The 23900-nt window shown below is 60.7% G+C and carries 22 protein-coding genes; 18 read left to right on the top strand and 4 right to left on the bottom strand.

The genetic code is table 11. The features are described from left to right. Window positions 1-20 precede the first annotated feature (20 nt). From HEP89_RS04680 to HEP89_RS04635, 10 genes are all read left to right on the top strand, one after another. A complete protein-coding gene (locus HEP89_RS04680) occupies window positions 21-1013 on the top strand; it encodes a BMP family ABC transporter substrate-binding protein (protein ID WP_168691442.1) in 993 nt (330 codons plus the stop codon). A 72-nt stretch (window positions 1014-1085) separates the two neighbouring features. Then, window positions 1086-2642, top strand: a complete 1557-nt coding sequence (locus HEP89_RS04675; protein ID WP_077290885.1) for an ABC transporter ATP-binding protein — start codon at window positions 1086-1088, stop codon at window positions 2640-2642. Beyond that, a complete protein-coding gene (locus tag HEP89_RS04670) occupies window positions 2639-3745 on the top strand; it encodes an ABC transporter permease (protein ID WP_062490541.1) in 1107 nt (368 codons plus the stop codon). The genes HEP89_RS04675 and HEP89_RS04670 overlap by 4 nt, the downstream gene beginning before the upstream one ends. Window positions 3746-3747: 2 nt before the next feature. Continuing rightward, window positions 3748-4716: an ABC transporter permease gene (locus tag HEP89_RS04665; protein ID WP_031268896.1), complete on the top strand. Its 969-nt coding sequence runs from the start codon at window positions 3748-3750 to the stop codon at window positions 4714-4716. Next, window positions 4713-5111 carry a cytidine deaminase gene (cdd, locus tag HEP89_RS04660; RefSeq protein WP_022999729.1) on the top strand — a complete coding sequence of 133 codons (399 nt, stop codon included), beginning with the start codon at window positions 4713-4715 and terminating at the stop codon, window positions 5109-5111. Before HEP89_RS04665 ends, cdd begins: the two co-directional genes overlap by 4 nt. Before the next feature lie 16 nt (window positions 5112-5127). Next, a complete protein-coding gene (locus HEP89_RS04655; protein ID WP_022999730.1) occupies window positions 5128-5937 on the top strand; it encodes a purine-nucleoside phosphorylase in 810 nt (269 codons plus the stop codon). After that, window positions 5934-6716 carry a deoxyribose-phosphate aldolase gene (gene deoC / locus HEP89_RS04650; protein ID WP_088665174.1) on the top strand — a complete coding sequence of 261 codons (783 nt, stop codon included), beginning with the start codon at window positions 5934-5936 and terminating at the stop codon, window positions 6714-6716. The genes HEP89_RS04655 and deoC overlap by 4 nt, the downstream gene beginning before the upstream one ends. A gap of 23 nt (window positions 6717-6739) precedes the next feature. Further along, a complete protein-coding gene (deoA, locus tag HEP89_RS04645; RefSeq protein WP_062490540.1) occupies window positions 6740-8056 on the top strand; it encodes a thymidine phosphorylase in 1317 nt (438 codons plus the stop codon). 84 nt (window positions 8057-8140) lie between these two features. Beyond that, window positions 8141-9361 (top strand): phosphopentomutase, encoded by a 1221-nt coding sequence (locus HEP89_RS04640; RefSeq protein ID WP_062491952.1) that lies wholly within the window; start codon window positions 8141-8143, stop codon window positions 9359-9361. Between the two features lie 121 nt (window positions 9362-9482). After that, window positions 9483-10487: an adenosine deaminase gene (locus HEP89_RS04635; protein WP_022999734.1), complete on the top strand. Its 1005-nt coding sequence runs from the start codon at window positions 9483-9485 to the stop codon at window positions 10485-10487. A 225-nt stretch (window positions 10488-10712) separates the two neighbouring features. On the opposite strand, the gene HEP89_RS04630 is transcribed toward HEP89_RS04635, so the two are convergent. Next, window positions 10713-11969: an MFS transporter gene (locus HEP89_RS04630; protein ID WP_022999735.1), complete on the bottom strand. Its 1257-nt coding sequence runs from the start codon at window positions 11967-11969 to the stop codon at window positions 10713-10715. A 147-nt stretch (window positions 11970-12116) separates the two neighbouring features. Between HEP89_RS04630 and HEP89_RS04625 the strand changes: the two genes are divergently transcribed. The 7 genes from HEP89_RS04625 to HEP89_RS04595 all read left to right on the top strand — a co-directional run bounded on the left by HEP89_RS04625 (window position 12117) and on the right by HEP89_RS04595 (window position 19357). Further along, window positions 12117-13358 (top strand): DUF1688 family protein, encoded by a 1242-nt coding sequence (locus HEP89_RS04625; RefSeq protein WP_168691441.1) that lies wholly within the window; start codon window positions 12117-12119, stop codon window positions 13356-13358. Between the two features lie 65 nt (window positions 13359-13423). Further along, on the top strand, window positions 13424-14053 hold the full coding sequence (gene upp / locus HEP89_RS04620; protein ID WP_022999737.1) for a uracil phosphoribosyltransferase: 630 nt from the start codon (window positions 13424-13426) through the stop codon (window positions 14051-14053). Between the two features lie 105 nt (window positions 14054-14158). After that, window positions 14159-15058: a ribokinase gene (locus tag HEP89_RS04615; RefSeq protein ID WP_168691440.1), complete on the top strand. Its 900-nt coding sequence runs from the start codon at window positions 14159-14161 to the stop codon at window positions 15056-15058. Window positions 15059-15124: 66 nt separating this feature from the next. Continuing rightward, the gene (locus HEP89_RS04610; RefSeq protein ID WP_077290880.1) at window positions 15125-15631 is read left to right on the top strand and encodes a TIGR02281 family clan AA aspartic protease; all 507 of its coding nucleotides are present in this window, start codon (window positions 15125-15127) and stop codon (window positions 15629-15631) included. Window positions 15632-15695: 64 nt separating this feature from the next. Next, a complete protein-coding gene (locus tag HEP89_RS04605) occupies window positions 15696-17195 on the top strand; it encodes a phosphomannomutase/phosphoglucomutase (protein WP_168691439.1) in 1500 nt (499 codons plus the stop codon). A gap of 80 nt (window positions 17196-17275) precedes the next feature. Then, the gene (locus HEP89_RS04600) at window positions 17276-18274 is read left to right on the top strand and encodes an aldose epimerase family protein (protein ID WP_168691438.1); all 999 of its coding nucleotides are present in this window, start codon (window positions 17276-17278) and stop codon (window positions 18272-18274) included. A 54-nt stretch (window positions 18275-18328) separates the two neighbouring features. After that, window positions 18329-19357: a histone deacetylase family protein gene (locus tag HEP89_RS04595; RefSeq protein WP_022999743.1), complete on the top strand. Its 1029-nt coding sequence runs from the start codon at window positions 18329-18331 to the stop codon at window positions 19355-19357. An 84-nt stretch (window positions 19358-19441) separates the two neighbouring features. On the opposite strand, the gene HEP89_RS04590 is transcribed toward HEP89_RS04595, so the two are convergent. Next, the gene (locus HEP89_RS04590; RefSeq protein ID WP_062490522.1) at window positions 19442-20062 is read right to left on the bottom strand and encodes an HAD family phosphatase; all 621 of its coding nucleotides are present in this window, start codon (window positions 20060-20062) and stop codon (window positions 19442-19444) included. An 84-nt stretch (window positions 20063-20146) separates the two neighbouring features. Between HEP89_RS04590 and phnD the strand changes: the two genes are divergently transcribed. Then, on the top strand, window positions 20147-21091 hold the full coding sequence (phnD, locus tag HEP89_RS04585; protein WP_209010266.1) for a phosphate/phosphite/phosphonate ABC transporter substrate-binding protein: 945 nt from the start codon (window positions 20147-20149) through the stop codon (window positions 21089-21091). Between the two features lie 27 nt (window positions 21092-21118). On the opposite strand, the gene HEP89_RS04580 is transcribed toward phnD, so the two are convergent. Continuing rightward, the gene (locus HEP89_RS04580; RefSeq protein ID WP_168691673.1) at window positions 21119-22303 is read right to left on the bottom strand and encodes an acetate/propionate family kinase; all 1185 of its coding nucleotides are present in this window, start codon (window positions 22301-22303) and stop codon (window positions 21119-21121) included. Window positions 22304-22305: 2 nt separating this feature from the next. Further along, window positions 22306-23718: a bifunctional enoyl-CoA hydratase/phosphate acetyltransferase gene (locus HEP89_RS04575; RefSeq protein WP_168691437.1), complete on the bottom strand. Its 1413-nt coding sequence runs from the start codon at window positions 23716-23718 to the stop codon at window positions 22306-22308. Window positions 23719-23900: the final 182 nt, after the last annotated feature.

The raw sequence follows: 23900 nt of genomic DNA, 5'->3' as shown, positions 1-23900 counted from the left end.
CCGTTTTTTCGGAGGACAGGATGCTCCGTCTCACATCAGGCGTCATTGCTGCGGCCTGCGCTGTCTTCATGACAACAACCGCAACTCTGGCCGAACCGGCCATCGTTTATTCCGTCGGCGGCAAGTTCGACGGGTCTTTCAACGAAAGCGCCTTTACCGGCGTGAAACGGTTTCAGGACCAGGGCGGCGACGTCAGGGAATTCGAGTTGGAGCGTGATGCGCAAAGCCTGCAGGCACTGCGGAACTTTGCCAGCCGGGGCGCGTCCCCCGTTGTCGCAATCGGTTTCAACCAGGCCAACGCGCTTGGCCAGGTGGCTCCCAATTTTCCCAAGACGGATTTTGCCATCGTCGACATGGTGGTCGATCAGCCGAACGTGCGCTCCTATGTCTTCAAGGAACATGAGGGTGCCTATATCGGCGGTCTGCTGGCCGGCATGGCCACCAAGAGCGGCACCATCGGTTTTGTCGGCGGCATGGATATCCCGATCATCCAGCGGTTTCTGTGCGGCTACAAGCAGGGCGGCCAGGCCGCAAGGGCGGATATCAGGGTTCTGTCCAACATGACGGGCGATACGCCGGCCGCTTTCGCGGATCCTGTTCGCGGCGGCGAACTTGCCATCGGCCAGATCAATCAGGGTGCCGATGTGATCATTCAGGCAGCGGGCGGAACCGGCATTGGTGTGCTGCAGGCAGCTGCCGACAAGGGCGTCCTCGGCATGGGCACCGACAGCAACCAGAACGGCCTGCATCCGGGCAAGGTCCTGACGTCCATCCGCAAGCGCGTGGACAATGCTGTCTTCGACAGCTTCCAGGCCGCCAGGGACGGCACCTTCGAACCCGGCATCAAGGTGCTGGGCGTCGCGGATGGCGGCATGGACTGGGTGCTGGACGAAAACAACAAGGACCTGATCACGCCGGACATGAAAGCGGCGGCGGATGCCGCCGTTGCGGCCATCTCCGACGGCACCGTCAAGGTTCATGACGTCGTCACCGACGGAGCATGTCCTTTCTGATCGGGACACCGCGAGGCAGCGGCGAGGGGCAATAACAATGACAAAGAAAAACAGTCAGGCCTGGGGGAACGCATGAGCGATACGCCGGCAATCGAACTGCGCAAGATCAACAAGCGCTTTGGCCCGGTTCACGCCAACAAGGACATTGACCTTGTGGTGAAGAAGGGCTCCATCCACGGTATCATCGGAGAGAACGGGGCGGGCAAGTCGACGCTCATGTCCATTCTCTACGGTTTCTATCAGGCCGATGACGGCGACATCCTGGTGGACGGCAAGAAGGTCACGATTTCGGACTCGAAAGCCGCCATCGGCATGGGCATCGGCATGGTGCATCAGCATTTCATGCTGGTCGACAATTTCTCTGTCCTGGAAAACGTGGTTCTGGGGGCCGAGGACAGCGCGCTCCTGTCCGGCGGCATCAATCGCGCCAAGACAGAACTCAAGCGGCTAGAAGAAGAATACGAACTGCGGGTCGATCCGGACGCCCTGATCCAGGATCTGCCGGTTGGTCTGCAGCAGCGGGTGGAGATCCTGAAGGCGCTCTACCGCAGCGCGGAGGTTCTGATCCTTGACGAGCCGACAGGTGTCCTGACGCCGGCCGAAGCCGATCACCTGTTCAAGATCCTCGAAGTTCTGAAGAACGAAGGCAAGACGGTTCTCCTGATCACGCACAAGCTGCGCGAGATCATGGCGGCGACCGATACTGTTTCGGTGATGCGCCGCGGCGAGATGGTGGCGACGCGCGAAACCGCGAACACCTCGATGGAAGAACTCGCCGAGCTTATGGTCGGCCGCAGTGTGCTGCTGCGTGTCGACAAGAAACCGGCGCAACCCAAGGCTCCGGTGATGGAGGTCGAGAACCTCACGGTGACCGACAGCCGCGGCGTGCAGGTGGTCAAGGACGTTTCCTTCAATGTGCGTGCGGGAGAGATTGTCGGCATCGCCGGTGTCTCCGGCAACGGCCAGTCGGAACTGCTGGAAACGCTTGCAGGCATTCGCCGCGCCACCAGAGGTACGCTGAAGATCAACGGCGAGACAATCGATCTGGGAACGAGCACGCTCGACGCTGCCGACATGCGTGCCAAGAACATGGGCCACGTGCCGGAAGACCGGCACCGGATGGGCCTGATCAATTCCTTCTCCGAATACGAGAATTCGATCCTTGGCTACCACCGTGACCCGGCCTACTCCCGGGGCCTTCTGATGGATCTTGCCGCCATCAAGAAGAACGCCGTGGCCGAAATCGAGAAATACGACATCCGCCCGCCCAACCCGATGCTGAAGACCGCCAATTTCTCGGGCGGCAACCAGCAGAAGATCGTGCTGGCGCGCGAGATCGAGCGCGATCCGGAAGTGCTTCTGGTCGGTCAGCCGACGCGCGGCGTCGATATCGGCGCCATCGAGTTCATCCACCGCCGGATCGTGGAAATGCGCGATGCCGGCAAGGGCATTTTGCTGGTGTCGGTGGAACTCGACGAAATCCGGGCGCTGTCCGACCGGGTGCTGGTGATGTTCGACGGCAAGATCGTTGGTGAACGCGGCGGCGATGCGGAAGAAGGCGAACTTGGCCTGCTGATGGCCGGTGTGGAAGATAACAACAAGATGGCTGTTGAAGGAGGCGCCCGATGAGTGCCGGTCAGCTCCCGCGCTGGGTCGATTACGGCCTGATCCCGTTCCTGAACCTGGCCGCCGCCTTCCTGGTGTCCGGCCTCGTCGTTGTCCTGATCGGGGAAAACCCGCTGGACGCGGTGCAGCTCCTGGTCTGGGGCTCCATTGGCTATGGCGAAGGCATCGGCTTCACGCTGTTTTATGCCACCAACTTCATCTTCACCGGCCTGGCCGTGGCCGTTGCCTTTCATGCCGGGTTGTTCAACATCGGCGGTGAGGGCCAGGCCTATATCGGTGGTCTCGGGGTCGCCATAGCCTGTCTGGCGCTGGACCACATCGTGCCGTGGTACATCACCTTGCCGTTTGCCATCATCGGCTCGGCGCTGATGGGGGCCGCCTGGGCGTTCATTCCGGCCTGGCTGCAGGCCACCCGCGGCAGCCACGTGGTGATCACCACCATCATGTTCAACTTCATCGCCTCGTCGCTGATGGTCTATCTGCTCAACAACGCGTTGAAGAAGCCAGGCTCGATGCAGCCGGAAACACGAACCTTCGAGGACGGCGGCCGTCTGCCGTTCCTGAACGACATATTCCCGTCCTTCGGCTTCGGCTATGCGCCGGTCAACCTGTCGCTCTTCGTGGCGCTGGCGGCTTGTGTTCTGGTCTGGTTCCTGATCTGGCGCACAAAGCTCGGTTTCGAGATCCGGTCCTTCGGTGCCAACGCCACAGCCGCGGTCTATGCCGGCATCTCGCCGGTGCGCACCATCGTCATCACCATGCTCATATCCGGTGGTCTTGCAGGCATGATGGCGATCAACGAGATCATGGGGTCACAGCACCGTCTGCTGATCGATTTCGTGACCGGCTACGGCTTCGTCGGCATCGCGGTTGCCCTCATGGGGCGGGCGCATCCGGTCGGCATCGTTCTGGCATCGATCCTGTTCGGCATGCTCTATCAGGGCGGCGCGGAACTTTCGTTCGAAATGCCCAACATCACGCGAGACATGATCATCGTCATCCAGGGCCTTGTGATCCTGTTTGCCGGTGCGCTTGAGCACATGTTCCGCCCGGCCATCATCAAGCTGTTCACGCCCTCCCGGGCTCTTGCCGAGAAGGAGGCGTGATCATGTTCGAGATCGTGATCCTGACACTTGATTCCACAGTCCGCCTGTCGACACCGCTTCTGCTGGCCTGTCTGGCAGGGCTTTACTCTGAACGCTCCGGCGTGGTCGATATCGGCCTGGAAGGAAAGATGCTCGGCGCAGCCTTTGGGGCGGGTGCGGTCGCCTACATGACCGGAAACGCCTGGATCGGCCTTCTGGCGGGCATGGCGGTTTCGATCGGCCTGGCGCTGATCCACGGCTTTGCCTCCATTACCAACCGCGGCAACCAGATCGTTTCCGGCGTCGCCATCAACTTCCTGGCAGCGGGCCTGACCGCGCTGCTCGGGCAGACATGGTTCCGCCAGGGCGGTCGTACACCCTCACTGCCGGAAGGCGGACGGTTTAGGGACATCGTCTGGCCCTACGCGGAAGAACTGCGCGATGTTCCAATCATTGGCGGCATCTACAGCGAACTGCTGTCAGGCCACAACATCCTGGTCTATGCGGCTTTCGTGGCCGTGCCGCTGACCTGGTGGGTGCTGTTCCGCACCCGTTTCGGGCTGCGCCTGCGTGCGGTCGGGGAAAACCCGGCGGCCGTTGACACGGCCGGCATCTCTGTCACCTGGCTGCGCTACCGGGCGGTTATCGCCTGCGGTGCCCTGTGCGGTGTTGCCGGAGCATATCTTTCCATCGCCCAGTCCTCCGGCTTCATCAAGGACATGACGGCGGGCAAGGGCTTCATCGCGCTGGCGGCCCTGATTTTCGCCAAGTGGAAACCGGCCAACGCCATGTTGGCCTGCCTGTTGTTCGGCTTCCTCGATGCTGTCGCCATCCGGATGCAGGGTCAGAAATTACCCGGTATCGGCGAAATTCCGGTGCAGTTCTTCCAGGCACTGCCCTATATTCTGACCGTGATCCTGCTTGCAGGTTTCATCGGCAAGGCAATCCCGCCGAAGGCGGCTGGCATTCCGTATCTCAAGGAGCGTTCATGAGCGATCTGGACGCGTTGTTCGAGGCCGCAAAAGCGGTTCGTGAAAACGCATATGCACCCTATTCAAACTTCCTGGTCGGCGCGGCCTTGCGTGCACCGGACGGCACTGTTTTCATCGGCTGCAATGTGGAGAACGCTTCCTACCCGGTGAGCGTTTGTGCAGAAGGTGGGGCGGTCAGCGCCATGATTGCCGCCGGTTACCGCGAAATTGCGGAAGCCGTCGTCATTGGCGATGCGGCCCTGTGCACGCCGTGCGGCATGTGCCGCCAGCGTCTGAAGGAATTCGGCACGGACGATCTGGTTGTCCATGTCGCGGATCTCGACGGTATCCGGCGCAGCTTCACGATGGATGAGCTGCTGCCTGCCGCCTTCGAACTGGAATACACGTCAAAATAAGAAGGACTGACCCACAATGAGTGGTTTCGGCCGTGAATGCGCGGAGATCGTCCGCGCAGCCCGGGAGGGCTCGTACAAGATTGGCATGATCCTCGGCTCCGGCCTCGGCGCGCTCGCCGAGGAAGTCGAGGACGCTGTTCGCATTCCCTATTCGCATCTGACCGAATTTCCGGTCTCCACCGTCACGTCCCATTCCAGCGAGCTGGTTGCCGGCACGCTGTCCGGTGTACCGGTGGTGATCCTGTCGGGCCGGGCCCATTATTACGAGGGCGGTGATCCGACGGTCATGCGCACGCCGGTGGAAACGCTGAAGGAGCTCGGCTGCGAGATCCTGCTGGCAACCAATGCGGCTGGTTCCCTGCGCCAGGAAGTTGCTCCCGGCTCGCCCATGCTGATTTCCGACCACATCAACTGGTCGGGCATGAACCCGCTGATCGGTGAAGAGGACGAAAAGCGCTTCCTCGACATGAGCACCGCCTACGATGCGGACTTGCGTGCGGCGATGAAGAAAGTCGCCGAGGAAACCGGCGATCCGGTCGCCGAGGGCGTTTACATGTGGTTCTCCGGCCCATCTTTCGAGACGCCTGCCGAAATCCGCATGGCCAAGACACTGGGTGCGGATGCGGTTGGCATGTCAACCGTGCCGGAAGTCATCATGGCCAGGTTTCTGGGTATGCGCGTCGCGGCCATGTCGATTATCACCAATTACGGCGCAGGCATGCAGACGCACGCGCTGTCTCACGACGAAACCAAGTCCGTCGCCTTGCAGGGTATGGAACGCATGAAACAGCTGGTGCGGGCATTCGTGAAGGAGATCGGCCAATGACTGACATGATCGAACACGCCAAACGGGCCCTCGGGCTCGTCGACCTGACCAACCTCAACGACGACTGCACGGCGGCGGACATTTCCAAGCTGACCGGACGGACCGTGACGGATCACGGATCGGTTGCGGCTGTCTGTGTCTGGCCGCGGTTCGTGGCACAGGCCGCGCAGGAACTGACCGGCACGGGCGTGAAGGTGGCGACCGTGGTCAACTTCCCTGAAGGTGGCGAAGATACGGAAGCTGTCCTGGCCGAGACAAAGCAGGCACTTGCCGATGGAGCCGACGAGATCGACCTGGTCATGCCCTACAAGGCTTTCTGCGCTGGCCGCAAGGGCTTTGCGGAAGAGCAGATCATCCGCGTGAAGGCTGCCATTCCGGAACCGGCACTGCTCAAGGTCATCCTGGAAACGGGTGAAATCAAGGATCCGTTGCTGATCCACGCAGCCTCCAACATTGCCATTGGGGCGGGTGCGGATTTCATCAAGACTTCGACCGGCAAGGTTGCCGTCAATGCAACGCTGGAAGCAGCCGAAATCATGCTGACCGCGATCGAGGAGGCCCGGCGCGACAACGCCGAGCGTGTGATCGGCTTCAAGCCGGCCGGTGGTATCCGCACCGCCGAGGACGCGGCTGCCTACCTGGCGCTTGCCGACAAGATCATGGGCCAGAACTGGGTATCGGCACACACGTTCCGCTTTGGTGCCAGTGGTCTTCTGGATGCCCTGATCTCGACGATCGAGGGCCAGGAAATCGTGGACCACTCCCACCACGGCTATTGAGACGGCTTCAAGAAGGACAACAAATGCTGCCGCAAGAACTCATCAGAAAGAAGCGCGATGGTGGAACGCTGGACGCGGCGGAGATCCAGTTCTTCGTCAAGGGCCTGGCAGACGGCTCGGTCACGGAAGGCCAGGTGGCTGCGCTCGCCATGGCTGTCTTCTTCAAGGGGCTGACCGTCGACGAACGTGTGGCTCTGACGCTCGCCATGCGCGACAGTGGCGATGTCATGGACTGGTCGGGCATCGACGCGCCGATCCTGGACAAGCATTCCACCGGCGGCGTTGGCGACAACGTCTCGCTGATGCTGGCGCCGGCGCTTGCCGCCTGTGGCGCTGCAGTACCGATGATCTCCGGTCGTGGCCTGGGTCATACGGGCGGCACGCTGGACAAGTTCGACAGCATCCCGGGCTATCAGACGCAACCGGACAATCTGCTTTTCAAGAAGGTGGTCAAGGAAATCGGGTGTGCCGTCATCGGCCAGACCGGCAACCTTGCTCCGGCCGACAAGCGTTTTTACGCCATCCGCGATGTGACCGGCACGGTGGAGAGCATCGACCTGATCACCGCGTCGATCCTGTCCAAGAAGCTGGCAGCCGGTCTGCAGGGACTGGTGCTGGACGTGAAGTGGGGCACGGGCGCTTTCATGGCAACACTTGAAGATGCTCGTGCGCTTGCCGAAAGCCTGGTGCTGGTCGCGAACGGGGCGGGTTTGAAAACGACGGCTCTCCTGACCGACATGAACGAGCCGCTGGCGTCTGCCGCCGGCAACGCGGTTGAAATGCAGAACGCCGTCGACTTCCTGAAAGGCACGGCCATCGACAACCGCCTTTGGGATGTCACCGTGGCGCAAGGCGGCGAACTGCTTGCCTCGGGTGGCATTGCCGCTGATGCAGAGGCCGGTGCCGGCATGATGCGTGAAGCGTTTCAGAGCGGCAAGGCGGCTGAGAAGTTTGCCCAGATGGTTCATGCGCTTGGCGGACCTGCCGACTTCATGGAAAAGGCGGAACTTTATCTCGCCAAGGCGCCGGTGGAAGCGCCGGTCTACGCCGAACAAGACGGCGTCGTTACGGGTGTGGATGCCCGGGCAGTAGGCGTTGCGGTCGTCGCGCTTGGCGGTGGACGCAGGGCGGCGGCAGACGTGATCGATCCGTCCGTCGGCCTGACCAGCCTTGCCGGTGTCGGCAACACGGTCGACGCGGATGCGCCCTTGGCGATTGTCCATGCCAGAACCGAGGCAGAGGCCGAAGAAGCAGCCGTCGCGGTGCGCAAAGCCTACACCATCGGCTCCGCAGCCGATGTCATCGACAGGCCAAGCGTCATCGAGCGCATCGCGCCCTGACCGGGAAAATGCGTGCCGGGCGAATGGTCGCCCGGAACCTCTCCGGCCGAACCGGCCGGCAATGATAAATTTGAGGAGATGTCCATGCCTCGTGCAATTCTGTGCGTTCTGGACAGTTTCGGTATCGGCGGTGCCGCGGATGCGGAAGCCTTTGGTGATGCCGGGGCCGACACTTTGGGCCACATCGCGGCGCGTTGTGCAGCCGGTGAGGGCGACAAGGACAGTCTGCGCTCCGGCCCCTTGAACGTTCCCAACATGGACCGGCTCGGCCTGGGCGCGGCAGGGCGCCTGTCCACCGGCAAGGACGTGCCGGGCCTGGATTTCGATGGCGAGCCGGAAGGCCTGTGGGGCTATGCTGCTGAAGTTTCCAACGGCAAGGACACGCCGTCCGGCCATTGGGAAATCGCCGGTGTGCCTGTGCGCTTCGACTGGGGCTATTTTCCGGAAACGATCCCGACCTTCCCGGAAGAGCTGATTGCAAAGATCCGCGAGAAGGCAGGTCTCAACGGCATCCTGGGTGACAAACACGCCTCCGGCACGGTGATCATTGCCGAACTTGGCGAAGAGCACATTCGCACGGGCAAGCCGATTTTCTATACGTCGGCGGATTCCGTCATCCAGATCGCCGCCCACGAAGAACACTATGGTTTGGAGAAGCTGTACGAACTTTGCGAGATCGCGCGTGAATTTGCCGATCCCTACAACATCGGCCGGGTGATCGCGCGGCCCTTCGTCGGCGAAACTTCGGACACTTTCCAGCGCACCGCCAACCGGCGTGACTATTCGGTGCTGCCGCCGGAGCCGACCTTGCTCGACCGTCTGACCGAGGCAGGGCGCACGGTCTATGGCGTCGGCAAGATATCCGACATCTTCGCCCATCAGGGCGTTGCCAGGGTGCTGAAGGGCGCAGGCAATGACCAGCTGTTCGACAAGACGCTGGAAGCCATGGATGAGGCTGCCGACGGCGACCTGATCTTCGCCAATTTCATCGATTTCGACTCCCTCTACGGTCACCGCCGGGATGTTCCGGGATATGCAGCCGCGCTTGAGCATTTCGACCGCCGCTTGCCGGAAATGATTGGCAGGATGACGGACGGTGATCTCCTGATCCTGACGGCCGATCACGGCTGCGATCCGACCTGGCGTGGCACGGACCACACCCGCGAACATGTCCCGGTGATCGCAACCGGTCCGGGTCTCGAAGGCAGAAGTGTCGGTGGTCGCAAGACCTATGCCGATATCGGTGAAAGTATCGCCGATCATCTGGGCATTGCGGTGGGGCCGAACGGCACGAGTTTTCTGTAACCGCATCCGCATTCCGGCAATCCGGTGAATCGGGCACAATAACCGCGGGCCACTCGTCCGTCCTTTCTTCGGAAAGACGGAAAACCGGCCCGCCACACACTCGAATGAGGACCCGCGGGACATGAGCGACGCCATCACGGTACCGAAGGCGGAATTGCATTGTCATATCGAAGGCGCCGCGCCACCGACCCTGGTCAAGCGCCTTGCCGACAAGCGCGGCGAGGATGTTTCGGCCGTCCTCGACGGTAACGGCAAATACATCTGGTCCGACTTCACCACCTTCCTGAAAGCCTATGACGTTGCAAGTTCGGTGTTCCGGACACCGGCGGACTACGCCCTGCTTGCAGAAACCTATTTCCGCATGCTGGCGGCGGAAGGGGCAATTTATGGCGAGATCTTCATCTCGCCAGACCACGCTCAGGCCGCCGGCCTGTCCTACCGCTCCTATGTCGAGGGACTGGCTGCCGGGATCGAGCGCGCCAAGACAGACACTGCCATCGAAGGCCGGATGATCGCGATCGGCGTCCGCCATTTCGGTTCGGCCTCCGTCGAACGGGTAATCAAGGAAGTGATCGGCAATCCGCATCCTCTGGTCACGGGCTTCGGTCTGGCCGGGGATGAACGCTCCGGCCACCCGGCCAATTTCGCGAAGGCCTTCCGCATGGCGGCGGATGCCGGACTGGGCACGACGGCCCATGCGGGCGAGTTCGGCGGTCCGGACAGTGTGACCGCGGCACTCGAATTCCTGCGTGTGAAACGTCTTGGCCACGGCGTGCGGGCGATCGAGGACAAGGATCTGGTCAAGCGCCTTGTCGACGAGGAGATCGTGCTGGAGGTCTGCCCCGGGTCGAACATCGCTCTGGGCGTCTACACTCACCTGCGCTTCCACCCGGTCAACATGCTGCGCAAGGAGGGCGTGAAGATCACGCTCAACTCCGACGATCCGCCCTTTTTCGGCACCACGCTCGGCAAGGAATATTCATCGGTCACCGAAACCTTCGGATGGAGTTTCGATGATCAGATGGAAGTCACCCGCACGGCCATCGAAGCCGCCTTCTGTGATGAGCCCACACGCAAAAGGCTCCTTGTACGACTGGAAAGCGCAAAGCAGGCGCCGACGGGTTGAGGCAGGTCTTCTGCAACATGCCGGATGCGCCGCACGCTGAATGCACGCCAGATTTTTTTCAGGCGAGGTCGCTTCGCATTGGCTTGGTTCAGCGAGAACTCTAGTGAGCTTTCTCGCCTCTCGCCCTCTCATCCCCAAAACCTCATCCTGAGACGCCGCTGAAGCGGTTCCTCATAATGAGGGGAGAAGGGCGATGAATGCCGAAGGTAATGGCGTCAAGCCCCCTCAGATTTCCCCGCCGGTTTCGTCCACTTCCGTGCGCGGATCGAGGCTTACCGTTTCCGGGGTCGTAATCTGCGCGGTCGAGACCGCCATCACGAAATCGGACTTGTCTTCCTGCGGAAGCGAAGCACGCTGACGCATGCGCCAGAGGGCAAAGAGCATCATGGAAAGATGCGCTGCCGCCGTCACCTGGAAGAGTGCGCCCGGATAAGTGAAGGTCATCAAGCCCGAAGCGAGCAACGGTCCAAGCATTGTACCCGCCCCGAAGATAAGCAGAAGACCGCCGCTGATCCTGAGAAAGTCACCTGGCTCTGCGTGGTCGCTCGCGTGGGCGACGATCACCGGATACATGGAATAGACCACGCCGCCGAAACCTGCGATCAGAAGAACCGTGAGGGTCGGATCGGTGCCGCCGAAGAATGACAGGCTGGACCCGAAACTCATGGCGGTTACGGCGAGACCGACCAGCACAAGGCGCCGGTCAAGCCTGTCGGACAGCATGCCGACCGGGATCTGCACCACTGCGCCGGCCAAAAGCGCCAAACTCATCATGATGGCAATCTCCGGTACGTCCAACCCGATGCGAAGTCCATAAACCGCACCCAAGGTGCCGAAGGACCCGTTTGAAATGCCGACCATGAAAACCGCGACCACTGCGATCGGTGAATTGCGCCAGAGTTTTTTCGGGTCCAGCCGCGCCTGTGTCAGGGGCTGGGGCGATGCGGCGGTGGACAGCGCTGTCGGCAGCAGTGAGAGCGAGTAGATGATCGAACCGAGAACGAAGAAGAAGAAGCCGGTCGGATCACCAAGCGTCAGCAACATCTGTCCGGCGGTCGTCGCCCCCAGGTTGATCATCGTGTAGATGCCGAAGATCCGCCCGCGCGTTTCGCTGGTCGAACGTTCGTTCAGCCAGCTTTCCACGATCATGGCAGCGCCGGAAAAGCAGAAGCCGGTGATCGCCCGCAGCACGATCCAGACAGCGGCATCCATGAACAGAAGGTTCAGGAGAACCGAGATGCCCGCCAGCGAGGCAAGCGCCCCGAAGGCCCGCACATGGCCCACACGCTTCACGATGACCGGCACGGCCAGACAGCCGCTGACATATCCGACTGCCCAGCCGGTGCCGAGCAGACCGAGCGAGGCATCGGAAAAGCCGTTGGCGAGACCGGCGAGCGGCAACAGGAGGCCGTGAAGGCCGCCGGCGAGCAAAAGCAGTCCGGATCCGACGAGAAGGGCGGCGATTGAGACAACGGCAGACATGAAACTTCCGGTGTGGGGTGGTTGAAAGGCTTGGGTTCAAATCACACAGATGATGACCAATGACGAACCGGTTTGACAAGGTTATGGTGGGCAGATAGGCGAGGGCAGCGTCTTTTCACACAATCCTTTCCAGATCCGGCGATCTCCATGACCGATACCCAACCAGCCTTGTCCCTGTTCCGGCCGCAGCGTGTTCGGGAAAAAGCCTATGAGCTTTTGAAGCTCGCCACAGATGGCAAACTCGCCCATGTCGAAGCGGTTCCGGACCGGCTCGAGACAGCGCTGGCCACGGTGCTTGAAACTACCCGGGAAAACTATCCGGATTTTCACATTCCACCCTACGGCATCTGGCGGAATTTCGAAGCTGGCGGCATCGACCGCTGGGGTGCGTTGGCAAATGCACGCGGGTTTGAAACCGCCGAAGAAATGCTTGCCGCTGCAGCCGATCTTGCCATCCTCGGTACCTACATGAAAACCCGTCACCCCGAGGGCTGGGTCTTTGAAGACCGGATGACGGACACCAAGGCTACCGGTCAGGAGGCTTCGGCACTGGCCGCCTTTCACATGTTCGCGGCAGGTTCCTTTTCCGGTGAAATGACCGATCCCTACCGCGTCGATGCGCAGACGCTCGTGCAGATGGACCGGATGGAACTCGCAGAAGGCCTGCAGTGGGACGCAAGGGAAGATGACGACCTGCTCGAGGCGATGCAGCGCCATCTGAAACGCTTCGGTGAAGCGCTTGCCCTGCGGCCGGACCTTTTCGGAGAAGGGGACGAGACCCGTCCCGGCCGTCTTGCAGTTCGGATGGCAAAGGAAAGCGATGGTGTGGTTTCGGCAAGGGATCTGCTCGACCGGTTGCTGGAATCGCTTTGTCCGCTCTGGGACGGTGGTGCCAGCGAAGGAAGCATGGTCTATGGCGACAGCTTCGAGCATTACCAGCGGGGCGCGGTTTCCGAGAGAACTGTTGTTCCGTTACATCAGGCTGCCCAGGAGATGGTCTATTCACTGATCGAACCTCTTGCCTGGGCCGGGTTTGAAGTCTCCGGACTGGAGGCGCTGACGCCGCCGGCCGATCCTGCCCACGCGGCCCTGTTCCTTGACGCCGGTGTCCTGAAAATTGTCGAACCGGACACGGCGCTGTCAGCAGAGGCCGAACGCGACCGGATGGTCGAAATCCGCGCTGTGGCGCTTGCGCTCACCGACAGGCTGGCCGAACTGCTGCGGCACGAGCTCAAGGTTCATCAGGATCAGTTGCCGCTCACCTGCATCCTGGAAGGCGGAACCAGCCGGGCTGGCGGCATTTATTTGCAAGGACACCCGCAGGAAGCGAAAAAACTCGGGCACTTCATGAACCCGGGGTCTGTTTTTTGGTTGCCGTTCGGGGCATAGGTCCCGAACATAAAAAATTATGAGACCGGGCCGGTGTTATGGCCCCATTGAGAAGAGAGGCAGATATGTCCGGAGCCACTGTCATCAGCCACCCGCTGGTTCAGCACAAACTGAGCATCATGCGCGACAAGGGAACGTCCACCCAGGGGTTCCGGCGCCTGCTGCGGGAAATCTCCACGCTGCTCTGCTATGAGGTCACTCGCGACCTGCCGCTCGTCTACCAGACCATCGAGACGCCGCTTGCCGAAATGCAGGCGCCGACCCTGGCCGGCAAGAAGCTGGTATTCGCTTCCGTTCTGCGCGCGGGCAACGGACTTCTGGAAGGCATGCTGGATCTGGTTCCGTCGGCGCGCGTGGCGCACATCGGGCTTTACCGCGATCCGCAGACGCTGCAGCCGGTGGAGTATTACTTCAAGGCTCCGGAAGACTTGAACGAGCGTCTGGTGATCGTGGTCGATCCGATGCTGGCTACCGCCAACTCGGCGATTGCAGCAGTTCAGAAGCTCAAGGAGCGCGGAGCCAACAACATCCGCTTCCTCTGCCTGCTCGCAGCACCTGAGGGCGTCAAGAATTTCACGGAGAACCACCCGGACGTGCCGGTCTACACTGCTTCCATCGACGAGAAGCTGAACGAGAAGGGCTATATCGTCCCGGGTCTTGGCGATGCCGGCGACCGTATGTACGGCACGAAGTAACCGGCCGACGGAGCAGACGGCTGAAAGCGCGGAGGGAAACTTCCGCGCTTTTTTGTTGCGCTTGGGCGTGCGGTGTCTAACCTTTTGTAAAAAAAGGGAGGCGACATGATTACGGTCTTTGGTTCCATCAATCTGGATCTGGTCGTTGCCGTGCCCCGCTTGCCGACTGCCGGCGAAACGGTGAGCGGTCGCGATCACCAGACATTTCCAGGTGGGAAAGGCGCCAACCAGGCGCTGGCTGCCAGGCGGGCAGGGGCCGACGTTCGTTTCATCGGCGCGGTCGGACAGGACAGCTTTGCCGAACTCGCGCTGCTTAATCTGCGCGGAGCCGGCGTCGATCTTTCGGGCGTTCGCACCATGGCCGGGTCGACCGGCCTTGCCCTGATCGGCATCGATCCCGCAGGGGAAAACCAGATTATCGTCGCCAGCGGCACCAATGCACGTGTCGAAGCCTCCTGGCTGGAAGGCGGTTTTGGGCCCGGTCAGACACTGCTGGTTCAGGGAGAGGTGCCTCTGCTTGAGGTGATCAAAGGTGCCAGGCTTGCCCGGGATGCGGCAGGCACGGTCATCTGGAACCCGGCTCCTGTGCCTGAGGGCGACCTGAGTGCCTGTCTGGATGTTGCCGGTACGGTTGTGGTCAATGTGAGCGAGGCGGCAGAGATCGGAGGTCGTCTCGGCATTGCCGGTGACACGGAAACATTCGCGCTGAAGCTGGCGGAAGGTGGCCGGAACGTCATCGTCACCCTTGGTGCAGACGGTGTTCTCGCACGCACGCCAACCGCGCGCTATCGCTTCGCTTCTCCCTACGTCAACGCGGTGGATACGACCGGTGCGGGCGATGCCTTTTGCGGCGCCCTGGCTGCCGCTCTCGATCGCAAGACGTCCTTCGAACGTGCCTTGAAGGAAGGTGTCGCAGCCGGTGCGCTTGCCTGCACCGTGACAGGGGCCCAGTCCAGTGCACCGCTTCTGGAGGACATTGCCCGGCTGGCCGACACGATTGCCTGATGCTGTTTTACAGGCCGCTAAGGAAACCGTGATAATCAGGGGGCTCACGCAACGTCGAGACCCTGCATGTCGCGCTTTGTCATCATCTTTCTGGCCTGCATGGCAATCGTTCCGCTTGCGGCGTATCTGCTGGAGAACAGGCTTGAGGTGCTGGTGAGCAGCGACCCGGTTGCCGAAGATCAGGACGTGGACGAGGCCGGTGAACGAAGCCACCGAATATCGGCCAACAGGCAGGGGCATTTCGTGGCGGATGCCTATCTGAACGGCCGTGCGGTGGACATGCTGGTCGACACCGGTGCGACCGTCACCGTTTTGCCGGAATCGCTTGCCGAGAGCATCGGAATCTTCCTGAATTCGGCCGACTACAAGTACGCGATCCAGACGGCAAATGGCACAGTTCGTGGCGCCAGGGCGACCATTGACAATTTGCGCATTGGAAAGATCCGGCTACGCAATGTCGACACACTTGTGTTGAAAGATCAAAGCCTCGGGGAACCCCTGCTCGGCATGTCCGTTCTCAACCAAATGAAGCGGTTTGACATCTCCGATGGCACGCTTGTACTGGTGCAGTGAATTGTCATACCGTGTTTAGGTAATTACCCAGTTCCGTTCTTCTTCCTTGCTTTGAGAGGCATTGATGTTTCCGAAACCGCGTCCGAAATTGGTTCCGAACACTTTTGAATATGAATCCTTTCCAATGGTGAAGCCCACGGGTTTCCGCGAATACGATGCGCGTTGGCTTTTCGAAAAGGAAATCAATCTGATGGGCATGCAGGCGCTCGGTATGGGCATCGGCACGCTCATTCACGAACGTGGCGTGCGCCCGGACATCGTGGTGGGGCATGATTTCCGGGGTTATTCCTCCTCCATCAAGATGGCGGTGATCAACGGCCTTCTGGCAGCCGGCATCAACGTGCACGACATTGGCCTGGCCTTGTCGCCGATGGCCTATTTCGCACAGTTCGCGCTCGATGTTCCGGCGGTCGCCATGATCACGGCGTCGCACAACGACAACGGCTGGACCGGCGTCAAGATGGGCATCGACCGCCCGCTGACCTTTGGTCCCGATGAAATGGGCCGGCTGAAGGACATCGTTCTGGAAGCGGCCTTCGACCTGAAGGGCGGCGGCAGCTACCGCTTCGTCGACGGTTTCCCGGATGTCTATTTCAAGGATCTCACCGACCGGGCTAATCTGAAGCGCCCGATAAAGGTGGTCGCGGCATGCGGCAACGGCACTGCCGGCGCCTTCGCGCCGAAGATCCTGGAGGCGATCGGCGCCGAAGTCATCCCGCTTGATGCCGAGCTGGATCACACCTTCCCGCGCTACAACCCGAACCCCGAAGACATGAAGATGCTCCATGCGCTTCGTGACAAGGTTCTGGAAGTCGGTGCGGAAGTCGGACTTGGTTTCGATGGCGACGGCGATCGCTGCGGTGTCGTCGACAACGAAGGCGAGGAAATCTTCGCCGACAAGGTCGGCGTGATGCTTGCGCGCGATATCTCCGCGCTTCATCCCGGTGCCCAGTTCGTGGTCGATGTGAAATCCACCGGCCTGTTCCACACGGATCCGGTGCTTAAGGCCAACGGCGCCAAGACCGACTATTTCAAGACCGGTCACTCCTATATCAAGCGCCGTGTCACCGAACTGAATGCCATGGTCGGATTCGAGAAGTCCGGCCACTATTTCTTCAACAAGCCGATTGGCCGCGGTTATGATGACGGGCTCGTTTCGGCCATTGCCATCCTCGACATGCTAGACCGTAACCCGGACAAGACGATGGCAGACCTGCGCCGGGATCTTCCCAAGACCTGGGGGTCGCCAACCATGGCTCCCAAGTGCGACGACGAAATCAAGTACGACGTCGTCGACCGGGTTGTCGCCCGTTTCCAGGATATGAAAGCCAAGGGCGAAACGGTTGCCGGACAGTCGATCACCGACCTGATCACCGTCAACGGCGTTCGCGTCGTCAGTGAAGACGGAACCTGGGGTCTTGTGCGTGCCTCCTCCAACAAGCCGGAGCTGGTGGTCGTGGTCGAGAGCCCGGTTTCGGAAGACCGGCTCCACGCCATGTTCAAGGCTGTCGACGGCGTTCTGCGCGAAAACTCGGAAGTGGGCGACTACAACCAGACGCTCTGACCACTTGACCGATTGACGAAAGGCGGCGGATAGTTCCGCCGCCTTTTGCGCATCCTGCCGCCTTCTCGCCGGAGACTTTCATGATCAAGGAATTTGGGGTTCTGCCAGACGGGACCGTTGTCCAGGAAATTACGCTGGCAAAAGGGTCTCTGGCTGCCTCCATTCTCACCCTTGGAGCGATTATCCGCGACCTCAAGGTCGATGGTAAGACGGTGGTGCTGGGCTTTGACGATCTCCAGAGCTATCTGGATCATTCGCCCTATTTCGGCGTGATTGCCGGGCGCTGTGCCAACCGGATCGGCGGTGGCCGGATGACGATAGAAGGGGTCACCTATCAACTCGACCAGAACGAACGGGGTATCAACCACCTTCACGGTGGCTCGCTCGGCTTCTCCAGCAGGGTCTGGCAGATAGAGCAGCACGACAAGGCCAGTGTCCTGCTGAAGCTTGTCTCCGAAGACGGCGACATGGGGTATCCGGGACGGGTGGAGGTGCTTGCCCGCTATACGTTGACCGGCACCGGTGCGCTGCGTCTGAAAATCACCGCAACCACCGACAAGACGACGCCGGTCAATCTCACTCAGCACGCCTATTTCAATCTGGATGGCAGCAGCAATATTCTGGACCATACGCTGGAAATCGCTGCCGAGACCTATCTGCCCGTGGACGAGGCGCTGATCCCGACCGGCGAGATCCGCAACGTGGCCTGGACGCCATACGACTTCCGCGACGGGCGCAAACTGCGGCGCAAGGCGGGTGAGGAGAACGTGGTCTTTGATCACAACTTCTGCCTTGCGGATGCACCACGTGAGGGCGTGGAATTCGCTGCTGCCCTCGAAGACGGTTCCGGCAATCGCCGCATGGAAGTCTGGACGAGCGAACCCGGCCTGCAGCTTTATGATGCGCAGCGGATCTCGGTGACGGTTCCCGGGCTGGACGGCAGGCACTATGGGGCCCATGCCGGGCTGTGCCTTGAAGCGCAGCGATGGCCGGACAGCGTCAATCACGACGGGTTCACACCGGTTTTGTTACAGCCCTCAGAGACTTATACTCATGTTACGGAATTCCGTTTTTCCTGAAATGGGTTACATTAGCGCTGCTGTGTGAGACAACAGGGGACTTGGGGGCAACTCGTGAAGACGGTTTTTTCAAACACCCAGCTCGCGCATGCACCGGCGCAGGAAATATCAGACGGCGAACTGAAGCCTGCTGTCGAGATCCCGAGCCGCGCCGAAATCGTGCTCAAGACCGTGCGGGAGCGCAATGTCGGTGAAATCGTTGCGCCGGAGGAATTCCCCGTCCGTCCGCTGCACCGGGTGCACGCCCCCGAATACGTTTCGTTTCTGGAAAGCTTCTGGGAAAAATGGACAGCCGCAGGGCGGTCGCGGGAAGCCTTTCCCTTCGTCTGGCCTATCCGCAGCCTGCGTCAGGATGTTCAGGTCGAACATATCGACGGCCTGCTCGGACGGTACTCGATGGATGCCGGTACGCCGCTCGGCGAAAACACCTACAAGGCGGCGCGGGCGTCAGCCGACACGGCCCTGACTGCGGCCCGCCTGCTTCTCGATGGCGAGAAATCGGCTTTCGCGCTTTGCCGGCCACCGGGACACCACGCGGGCTATGACTTCTTCGGTGGATACTGCTTTTTCAACAACGCTGCTGTCGCGGCGCAGTATCTTCGGGACTACGGACTGCATCGTATCGCAATCCTGGATGTCGACTACCACCATGGCAATGGTACCCAGGCGCTGTTCTATGACCGGCCGGACATCCTGTTCCTGTCGATCCATGCCGACCCTAAACACGAATATCCCTATTTTCTCGGGTTTGCCGACGAGACCGGTGAACATGCCGGTACCGGGTTCACCCGTAACTGGCCTTTGCCGCTCGGCACCGATTGGGACAGCTACACACCGGCACTCGAGGAAGCCTGCCGTTGGCTGCTGGTGTACAAGCCAGAAGCGTTGATCGTCTCGCTTGGCATGGATTGCTACGAGAACGATCCGATCTCCGGCTTCAAGTTCAAGAGTGAAGACTACATCCGGCTTGGCCAGAGGCTCGCCAAGGTCGGCGTTCCGACCATCTTCCTGATGGAAGGCGGCTATGCGGTCGACGCACTGGGGACCAATTGCGTCAATGTGCTTGAAGGCTTCGAGGGATAAGACCTCTTCGCCGGGACTTGAGTGCGACGGATCCTGAGAGGCGGCCTTGCCGCCTCCCAAATATTGGTCGCCTCCTCGTGGCAATTACCCGTTCAGCAGACCAAGCTGTTTCAGTTCCGCGCGCAGACCCTCAGCCCCCTTGAAGTGATGGGCTGACATGCCGGCTTCTCTGGCAGCCTCGACATTGCGCTCGCTGTCATCGATGAAAAGGCATTGCGCGGCGGTCAGTCCGTTTCGCTCCAGCAGGATTTCGTAGATGCGCAGGCCGGGCTTGATTTCCTTTTCAGCGCCGGAGACGACGATGTCGCGGAAGCTGGTCTTCAGAAACGGAAACCGTTCCTGGGCCTGGACAAACTTGTCTTCTGAAAAATTGGTAATTGCATAAAGGGGCGTCCCCTGGGCCTTGAGCTCTGCAAGCATGTCAGGCGTACCGGGAATTTCGCCGGGCACCATGTCGTGCCAACGATCGCTGTAGGCGGCGATAAGCTCGGCCTTGTCCGGATGCTGGCGGGACAGAACATCGACGGCTTCCGCCCAGGGTCGGCCAAGATCCTGCTGCAGGTTCCACTCCATTGTGCAGACTGTCGTCAGGAAGTCTTCGCGTACATCGTCATCGGGAATGAGCTCGCGATAGAGATATTCGGGATTCCATTCGATCAGGACATTCCCTATATCGAAGACGACGGTCGTGATAGCATCGTTCATGTGGTCGATCCGGTTTTCTGGCGGAAGTTGTTCAAAAGGCGAGATAAAATTTTGCAAGTTTCATCAGAAGGTTATGTCGGCAATATGGCACTTGTAAATCTCCTGTTCCGTTGGCTGGCCCCCATTCTCGCGGCAGTCTTTCTCACCGCTGCCACCGCCAGTGCACAGGATCCGGAGACCATGCCCGATCGGCTGCGCCTCGGTGTTGTCGTGGCGGCAGATGAAGGGGCCCGGGACCGGGTGGAGCCTTTCCGCCTCGCGCTTGAGGAAATTGCCGACCTGCCGGTTGACCTCTTTCTGATGGATACCATGGCCGATGCTGTTGAGGCGCTTGCTTCCGGAAAGATCGACTATGCTCGCCTTTCACCATCTGCTTATGCTGCCGTGCATCAGCTCTGCAGTTGCGTAGAGCCGTTGGTCACCGCCGCTCCGGATGATTTTCCAGCGCGCTTTTACGCCATTCTGATCGCGAAGCGCGGCGCAGAGCAGGGAACCCTGGCAGACCTCAAGGGGAAGCGCCTTGCTGTCGGTGGTACCGACTCCGTGACCGGTTATCGTGTTCCGCTCGCCAATCTGGCGGCTGACGGTGTTGACGCGCGCGCGCATTTCACCGCGCTTGTTGAGGTGAAGGACCCTGTTGAGGGCCTCCGCGCCGTTCTGGACGGCCGTGTCGATGCGACCCTTGGCTGGTCGTCATTGGCGGGGGAGGCAAAGAATGGCTATACGGCCGGAACACTCAATGATTTTTATGTTTCGGGAGAGCGCGGTTTCAAGGATCTGGAAATCGTCTGGCGCTCGCCGCCGATCCCCTATTCCGCTCACAGCGTGCGCAAGGATTTGCCTGACGCGTTGAAGCGGCGTCTCAGGGCCGGATTGATGGACATGCGCCGGGAAGCACCCGACGCCTATCTGGCCATAGAACCGGACCTGCCGGGCGGTTTCGAGCCTGTGGTGCATGCCGACTACCGGCCGGTGCTGCGCACTTACGAGGACGATTACGCCACGCTGCTGGATCCAGCAGGCCGCTGAAGAAACCCTGCAGCGGTTGAACGATCGTCAGGCACCAGCGGCGGCGCTGCCCAGAAGCCTTTCGGTGTGGCGCCGGATCATTGCCTCTTCGTCGGTTGGAATGACCAGTACATTGATGCTGGAGGTATCGGTGGAGATTATCTCTGCTCCTGCGTCGTTCCTGACCGGGTCGATTTCAAGACCGAGCCATTCCTGACCGGCACAGACCTTCTCACGGACCAGGGCAGCGTTCTCGCCTATCCCACCGGTAAAGACCACGGTGTCGAGACCGCTCAGAACGGCGGCCATACCTCCGAGTTCCCGCCGGATGCGGAAGACGAAATAATCGATGGCTTCGGCGGCTTTCGGATCGTCGCTCTGCGTCAAGGTGCGCATGTCCTGGCTGATGCCGGAAAGCCCCTTGAGCCCGGACTGCTTGTACAGCAGGTCGGAGACCGCATCGGGGCTCATGCCCTTTGTCGTCAGCAGATACAGCACCACGCCCGGATCGAGCTGGCCGCAGCGCGTGCCCATCGGCAAGCCGTCAAGCGCGGTGAAGCCCATCGTCGACCCGATGCTCTGGCCTTCTCGAATAGCGCACATGGAAGCGCCGTTGCCGAGGTGGGCGACGACTAACCGGCCTTTATAGATTTCAGGATGAGCCTGCTTCAGATAGGAGCATATGTACTCGTAGGACAGGCCATGAAAGCCGTAGCGGCGTACACCTTCGTCATAGAGAGGCCGGGGCAGGGCGAAGGTATCGTTGACCCATGGGTGGCTGCGATGGAAGGCGGTATCGAAACAGGCGACCTGCATGGCCTCTGGAAAGGCTTCCTTGGCTGCAGTGATCCCTGCCAGATTATGCGGCTGATGCAGGGGCGCAAGTGGTTCGAGCGCCTTTAGGTCCTCAAGGATCTCAGCCGTCAAGCGAACCGGTTCGGTGTGGGTGACACCGCCGTGGACGACCCGATGACCTACTGCATCGACACTGCGTCCACCAAGTTCCTGTTCCAGAACCGGCAGGAGCGCTGCGAGCGAAGCCCCGTGGCTTTTGCCTTCGTCCGCCGAGAGCTGCCGGTCCACCCTGATGCCGGAAACCCTTGAGGCAAGGGAGATATGCGGCTGGGCACCCAGTCCGGAAATCTGCCCCTTGAGTTGAACGGTGTCACCCGAATAGAGAGTGAACTTGATCGAGGATGAGCCCGAATTAAGGACAAGAATGACCGGGTCCATGGTCACTCGCCGTCCCGGTCGAGGATACCTGCCGGATTGCCGGTTGCCTGCCAGTGCATGTAGAGCAGGGCGAGGGCACAGGAGGCGAGGCGGGCCCGGCTGTCGTCGGCTCTGCTCGTCAGCATGATGGGGACCTTCGCTCCGATCACCAGCCCGGCCGCTTCCGCGTGGGCGATAAAGGTCAATTCCTTCGCGAGCATGTTGCCCGATTCCAGGTTCGGTACGATCAGGACCTCTGCATGTCCGGCGACCAGCGAGGTGATGCCCTTGGTCCGGGCTGCCTGCACATCGACCGCGTTGTCCATTGCCAGGGGACCGTCGACGATCGCACCGGTGATCTGGCCACGTTCGGCCATCTTGGAAAGAACCGCCGCATCGAGACTGGACGGGATCGCAGGGTTTACGGTTTCGATGGCGGACAGGACGCCGACGCGCGGCATTTCCAGGCCGAGAGACAGGGCGGCGTCAATGGCATTCTGGGTGATGTCGACCTTGGTGTTGAGGTCGGGCGTGATGTTGATTGCAGCATCCGAAATCAGGACCGGGGTTTTGCGACCCGGGATGTCCATCACGAAGACGTGGCTGATACGCCGCTTGGTTCTGAGCCCGCCATCGCGTTTGACCACGTGGTGCAGAAGATGGTCGGTGTGAAGGTGGCCCTTCATCACGGCCTTGACCCGGCCTTCATGGACCAGTGCAACGGCACGGCCGGCCGCTTCCATTTCATCTTCGATATCGATCAGTTCATACGGGCCGAGATCTTCTTCAAGTTCTTTGGCTGCAGCTTCAATCCGGCTCTTCGCGCCAATCAGAATCGGCATGATCAACCCCTCGCGGGCGGCCATCAAGGCACCTTCCAGCGAGTTGGGATCGTCTGGCGCAGCCACCGCGGTCGGCAAGGCGGGCAGGGTCTTTGCCAGTTCGATCATCCGGTTGAAGTGCCGATGGCGCTGCACCAGGATCGCGGGAATGTCGCTGGAATCGAATTCGATAAGCTCTGTCGGCGCGGCGACTTCGGCAACGCCTTCAACGAGGCGGGTACCGTCTCCCCGTGTTACCGACATGTCGAACAGGACAATGTTGTCCGGACGTTTTTCGGTTGCCGTGACCCTGACATGCAGTTTGTCGCCGACCGCAGCTCCACCCAGGAAGCGGAACGACTGCGCCTTGTAGATCGTGCCGGGTCCGGGAAGAATGTTGCCGAGCACCGCGGAGGCAAGCCCCCCGACCCACATGGCCGGTGCTACCGGTTTGTCGACCAGGCCATCGCCGGTCCAGTCCGTGTCGGGCAGATGTATCGGATTGTGATTGCCGGAAGCGTGCGCGAAAACCAGAAGGTCGTTGGAGGAGCATTCGCGGACGATTTCTGCGGTATCGCCGACCTTGATCTGATCGTAAGTCTTGTTTGTCGCCATCGGTTCAAAAATCCCATACTTAAAAGTGCATATTGCGACGCAGCATTCCGGAGCAGATTAGCCGGAATGTGCGACGTTACAAATACGGGAGTTAGCGTAGGCGCGTGGCCGGCCGATTGAAACGGGATCAGGTAACGTGAAACAGACACGTTCTGGCGCCGCAGTTCCCGTTTCCAAGACGT

The sequence above is a fragment of the Labrenzia sp. 5N genome, from assembly GCF_012395805.1.
GTDB lineage: Bacteria > Pseudomonadota > Alphaproteobacteria > Rhizobiales > Stappiaceae > Roseibium > Roseibium algicola.
The sequence above is the reverse complement of the archived record's forward strand: the minus strand, read 5'-3'. Positions and strand labels throughout refer to the sequence as shown.

Excerpts from the sequence above, each read along its gene's own strand:
- upp (WP_022999737.1), top strand. The coding sequence starts at position 13,424 with ATGTCCGGAGCCACTGTCATCAGCCACCCGCTGGTTCAGCACAAACTG.
- HEP89_RS04600 (WP_168691438.1), top strand. The coding sequence starts at position 17,276 with ATGATCAAGGAATTTGGGGTTCTGCCAGACGGGACCGTTGTCCAGGAA.
- HEP89_RS04630 (WP_022999735.1), bottom strand. The coding sequence starts at position 11,969 with ATGTCTGCCGTTGTCTCAATCGCCGCCCTTCTCGTCGGATCCGGACTG.
- deoA (WP_062490540.1), top strand. The coding sequence starts at position 6,740 with ATGCTGCCGCAAGAACTCATCAGAAAGAAGCGCGATGGTGGAACGCTG.
- HEP89_RS04665 (WP_031268896.1), top strand. The coding sequence starts at position 3,748 with ATGTTCGAGATCGTGATCCTGACACTTGATTCCACAGTCCGCCTGTCG.
- cdd (WP_022999729.1), top strand. The coding sequence starts at position 4,713 with ATGAGCGATCTGGACGCGTTGTTCGAGGCCGCAAAAGCGGTTCGTGAA.
- HEP89_RS04640 (WP_062491952.1), top strand. The coding sequence starts at position 8,141 with ATGCCTCGTGCAATTCTGTGCGTTCTGGACAGTTTCGGTATCGGCGGT.
- HEP89_RS04625 (WP_168691441.1), top strand. The coding sequence starts at position 12,117 with ATGACCGATACCCAACCAGCCTTGTCCCTGTTCCGGCCGCAGCGTGTT.
- HEP89_RS04635 (WP_022999734.1), top strand. The coding sequence starts at position 9,483 with ATGAGCGACGCCATCACGGTACCGAAGGCGGAATTGCATTGTCATATC.
- HEP89_RS04610 (WP_077290880.1), top strand. The coding sequence starts at position 15,125 with ATGTCGCGCTTTGTCATCATCTTTCTGGCCTGCATGGCAATCGTTCCG.
- phnD (WP_209010266.1), top strand. The coding sequence starts at position 20,147 with ATGGCACTTGTAAATCTCCTGTTCCGTTGGCTGGCCCCCATTCTCGCG.
- HEP89_RS04605 (WP_168691439.1), top strand. The coding sequence starts at position 15,696 with ATGTTTCCGAAACCGCGTCCGAAATTGGTTCCGAACACTTTTGAATAT.
- HEP89_RS04670 (WP_062490541.1), top strand. The coding sequence starts at position 2,639 with ATGAGTGCCGGTCAGCTCCCGCGCTGGGTCGATTACGGCCTGATCCCG.
- HEP89_RS04655 (WP_022999730.1), top strand. The coding sequence starts at position 5,128 with ATGAGTGGTTTCGGCCGTGAATGCGCGGAGATCGTCCGCGCAGCCCGG.
- HEP89_RS04680 (WP_168691442.1), top strand. The coding sequence starts at position 21 with ATGCTCCGTCTCACATCAGGCGTCATTGCTGCGGCCTGCGCTGTCTTC.
- HEP89_RS04590 (WP_062490522.1), bottom strand. The coding sequence starts at position 20,062 with ATGAACGATGCTATCACGACCGTCGTCTTCGATATAGGGAATGTCCTG.
- HEP89_RS04575 (WP_168691437.1), bottom strand. The coding sequence starts at position 23,718 with ATGGCGACAAACAAGACTTACGATCAGATCAAGGTCGGCGATACCGCA.
- deoC (WP_088665174.1), top strand. The coding sequence starts at position 5,934 with ATGACTGACATGATCGAACACGCCAAACGGGCCCTCGGGCTCGTCGAC.
- HEP89_RS04615 (WP_168691440.1), top strand. The coding sequence starts at position 14,159 with ATGATTACGGTCTTTGGTTCCATCAATCTGGATCTGGTCGTTGCCGTG.
- HEP89_RS04580 (WP_168691673.1), bottom strand. The coding sequence starts at position 22,303 with ATGGACCCGGTCATTCTTGTCCTTAATTCGGGCTCATCCTCGATCAAG.
- HEP89_RS04675 (WP_077290885.1), top strand. The coding sequence starts at position 1,086 with ATGAGCGATACGCCGGCAATCGAACTGCGCAAGATCAACAAGCGCTTT.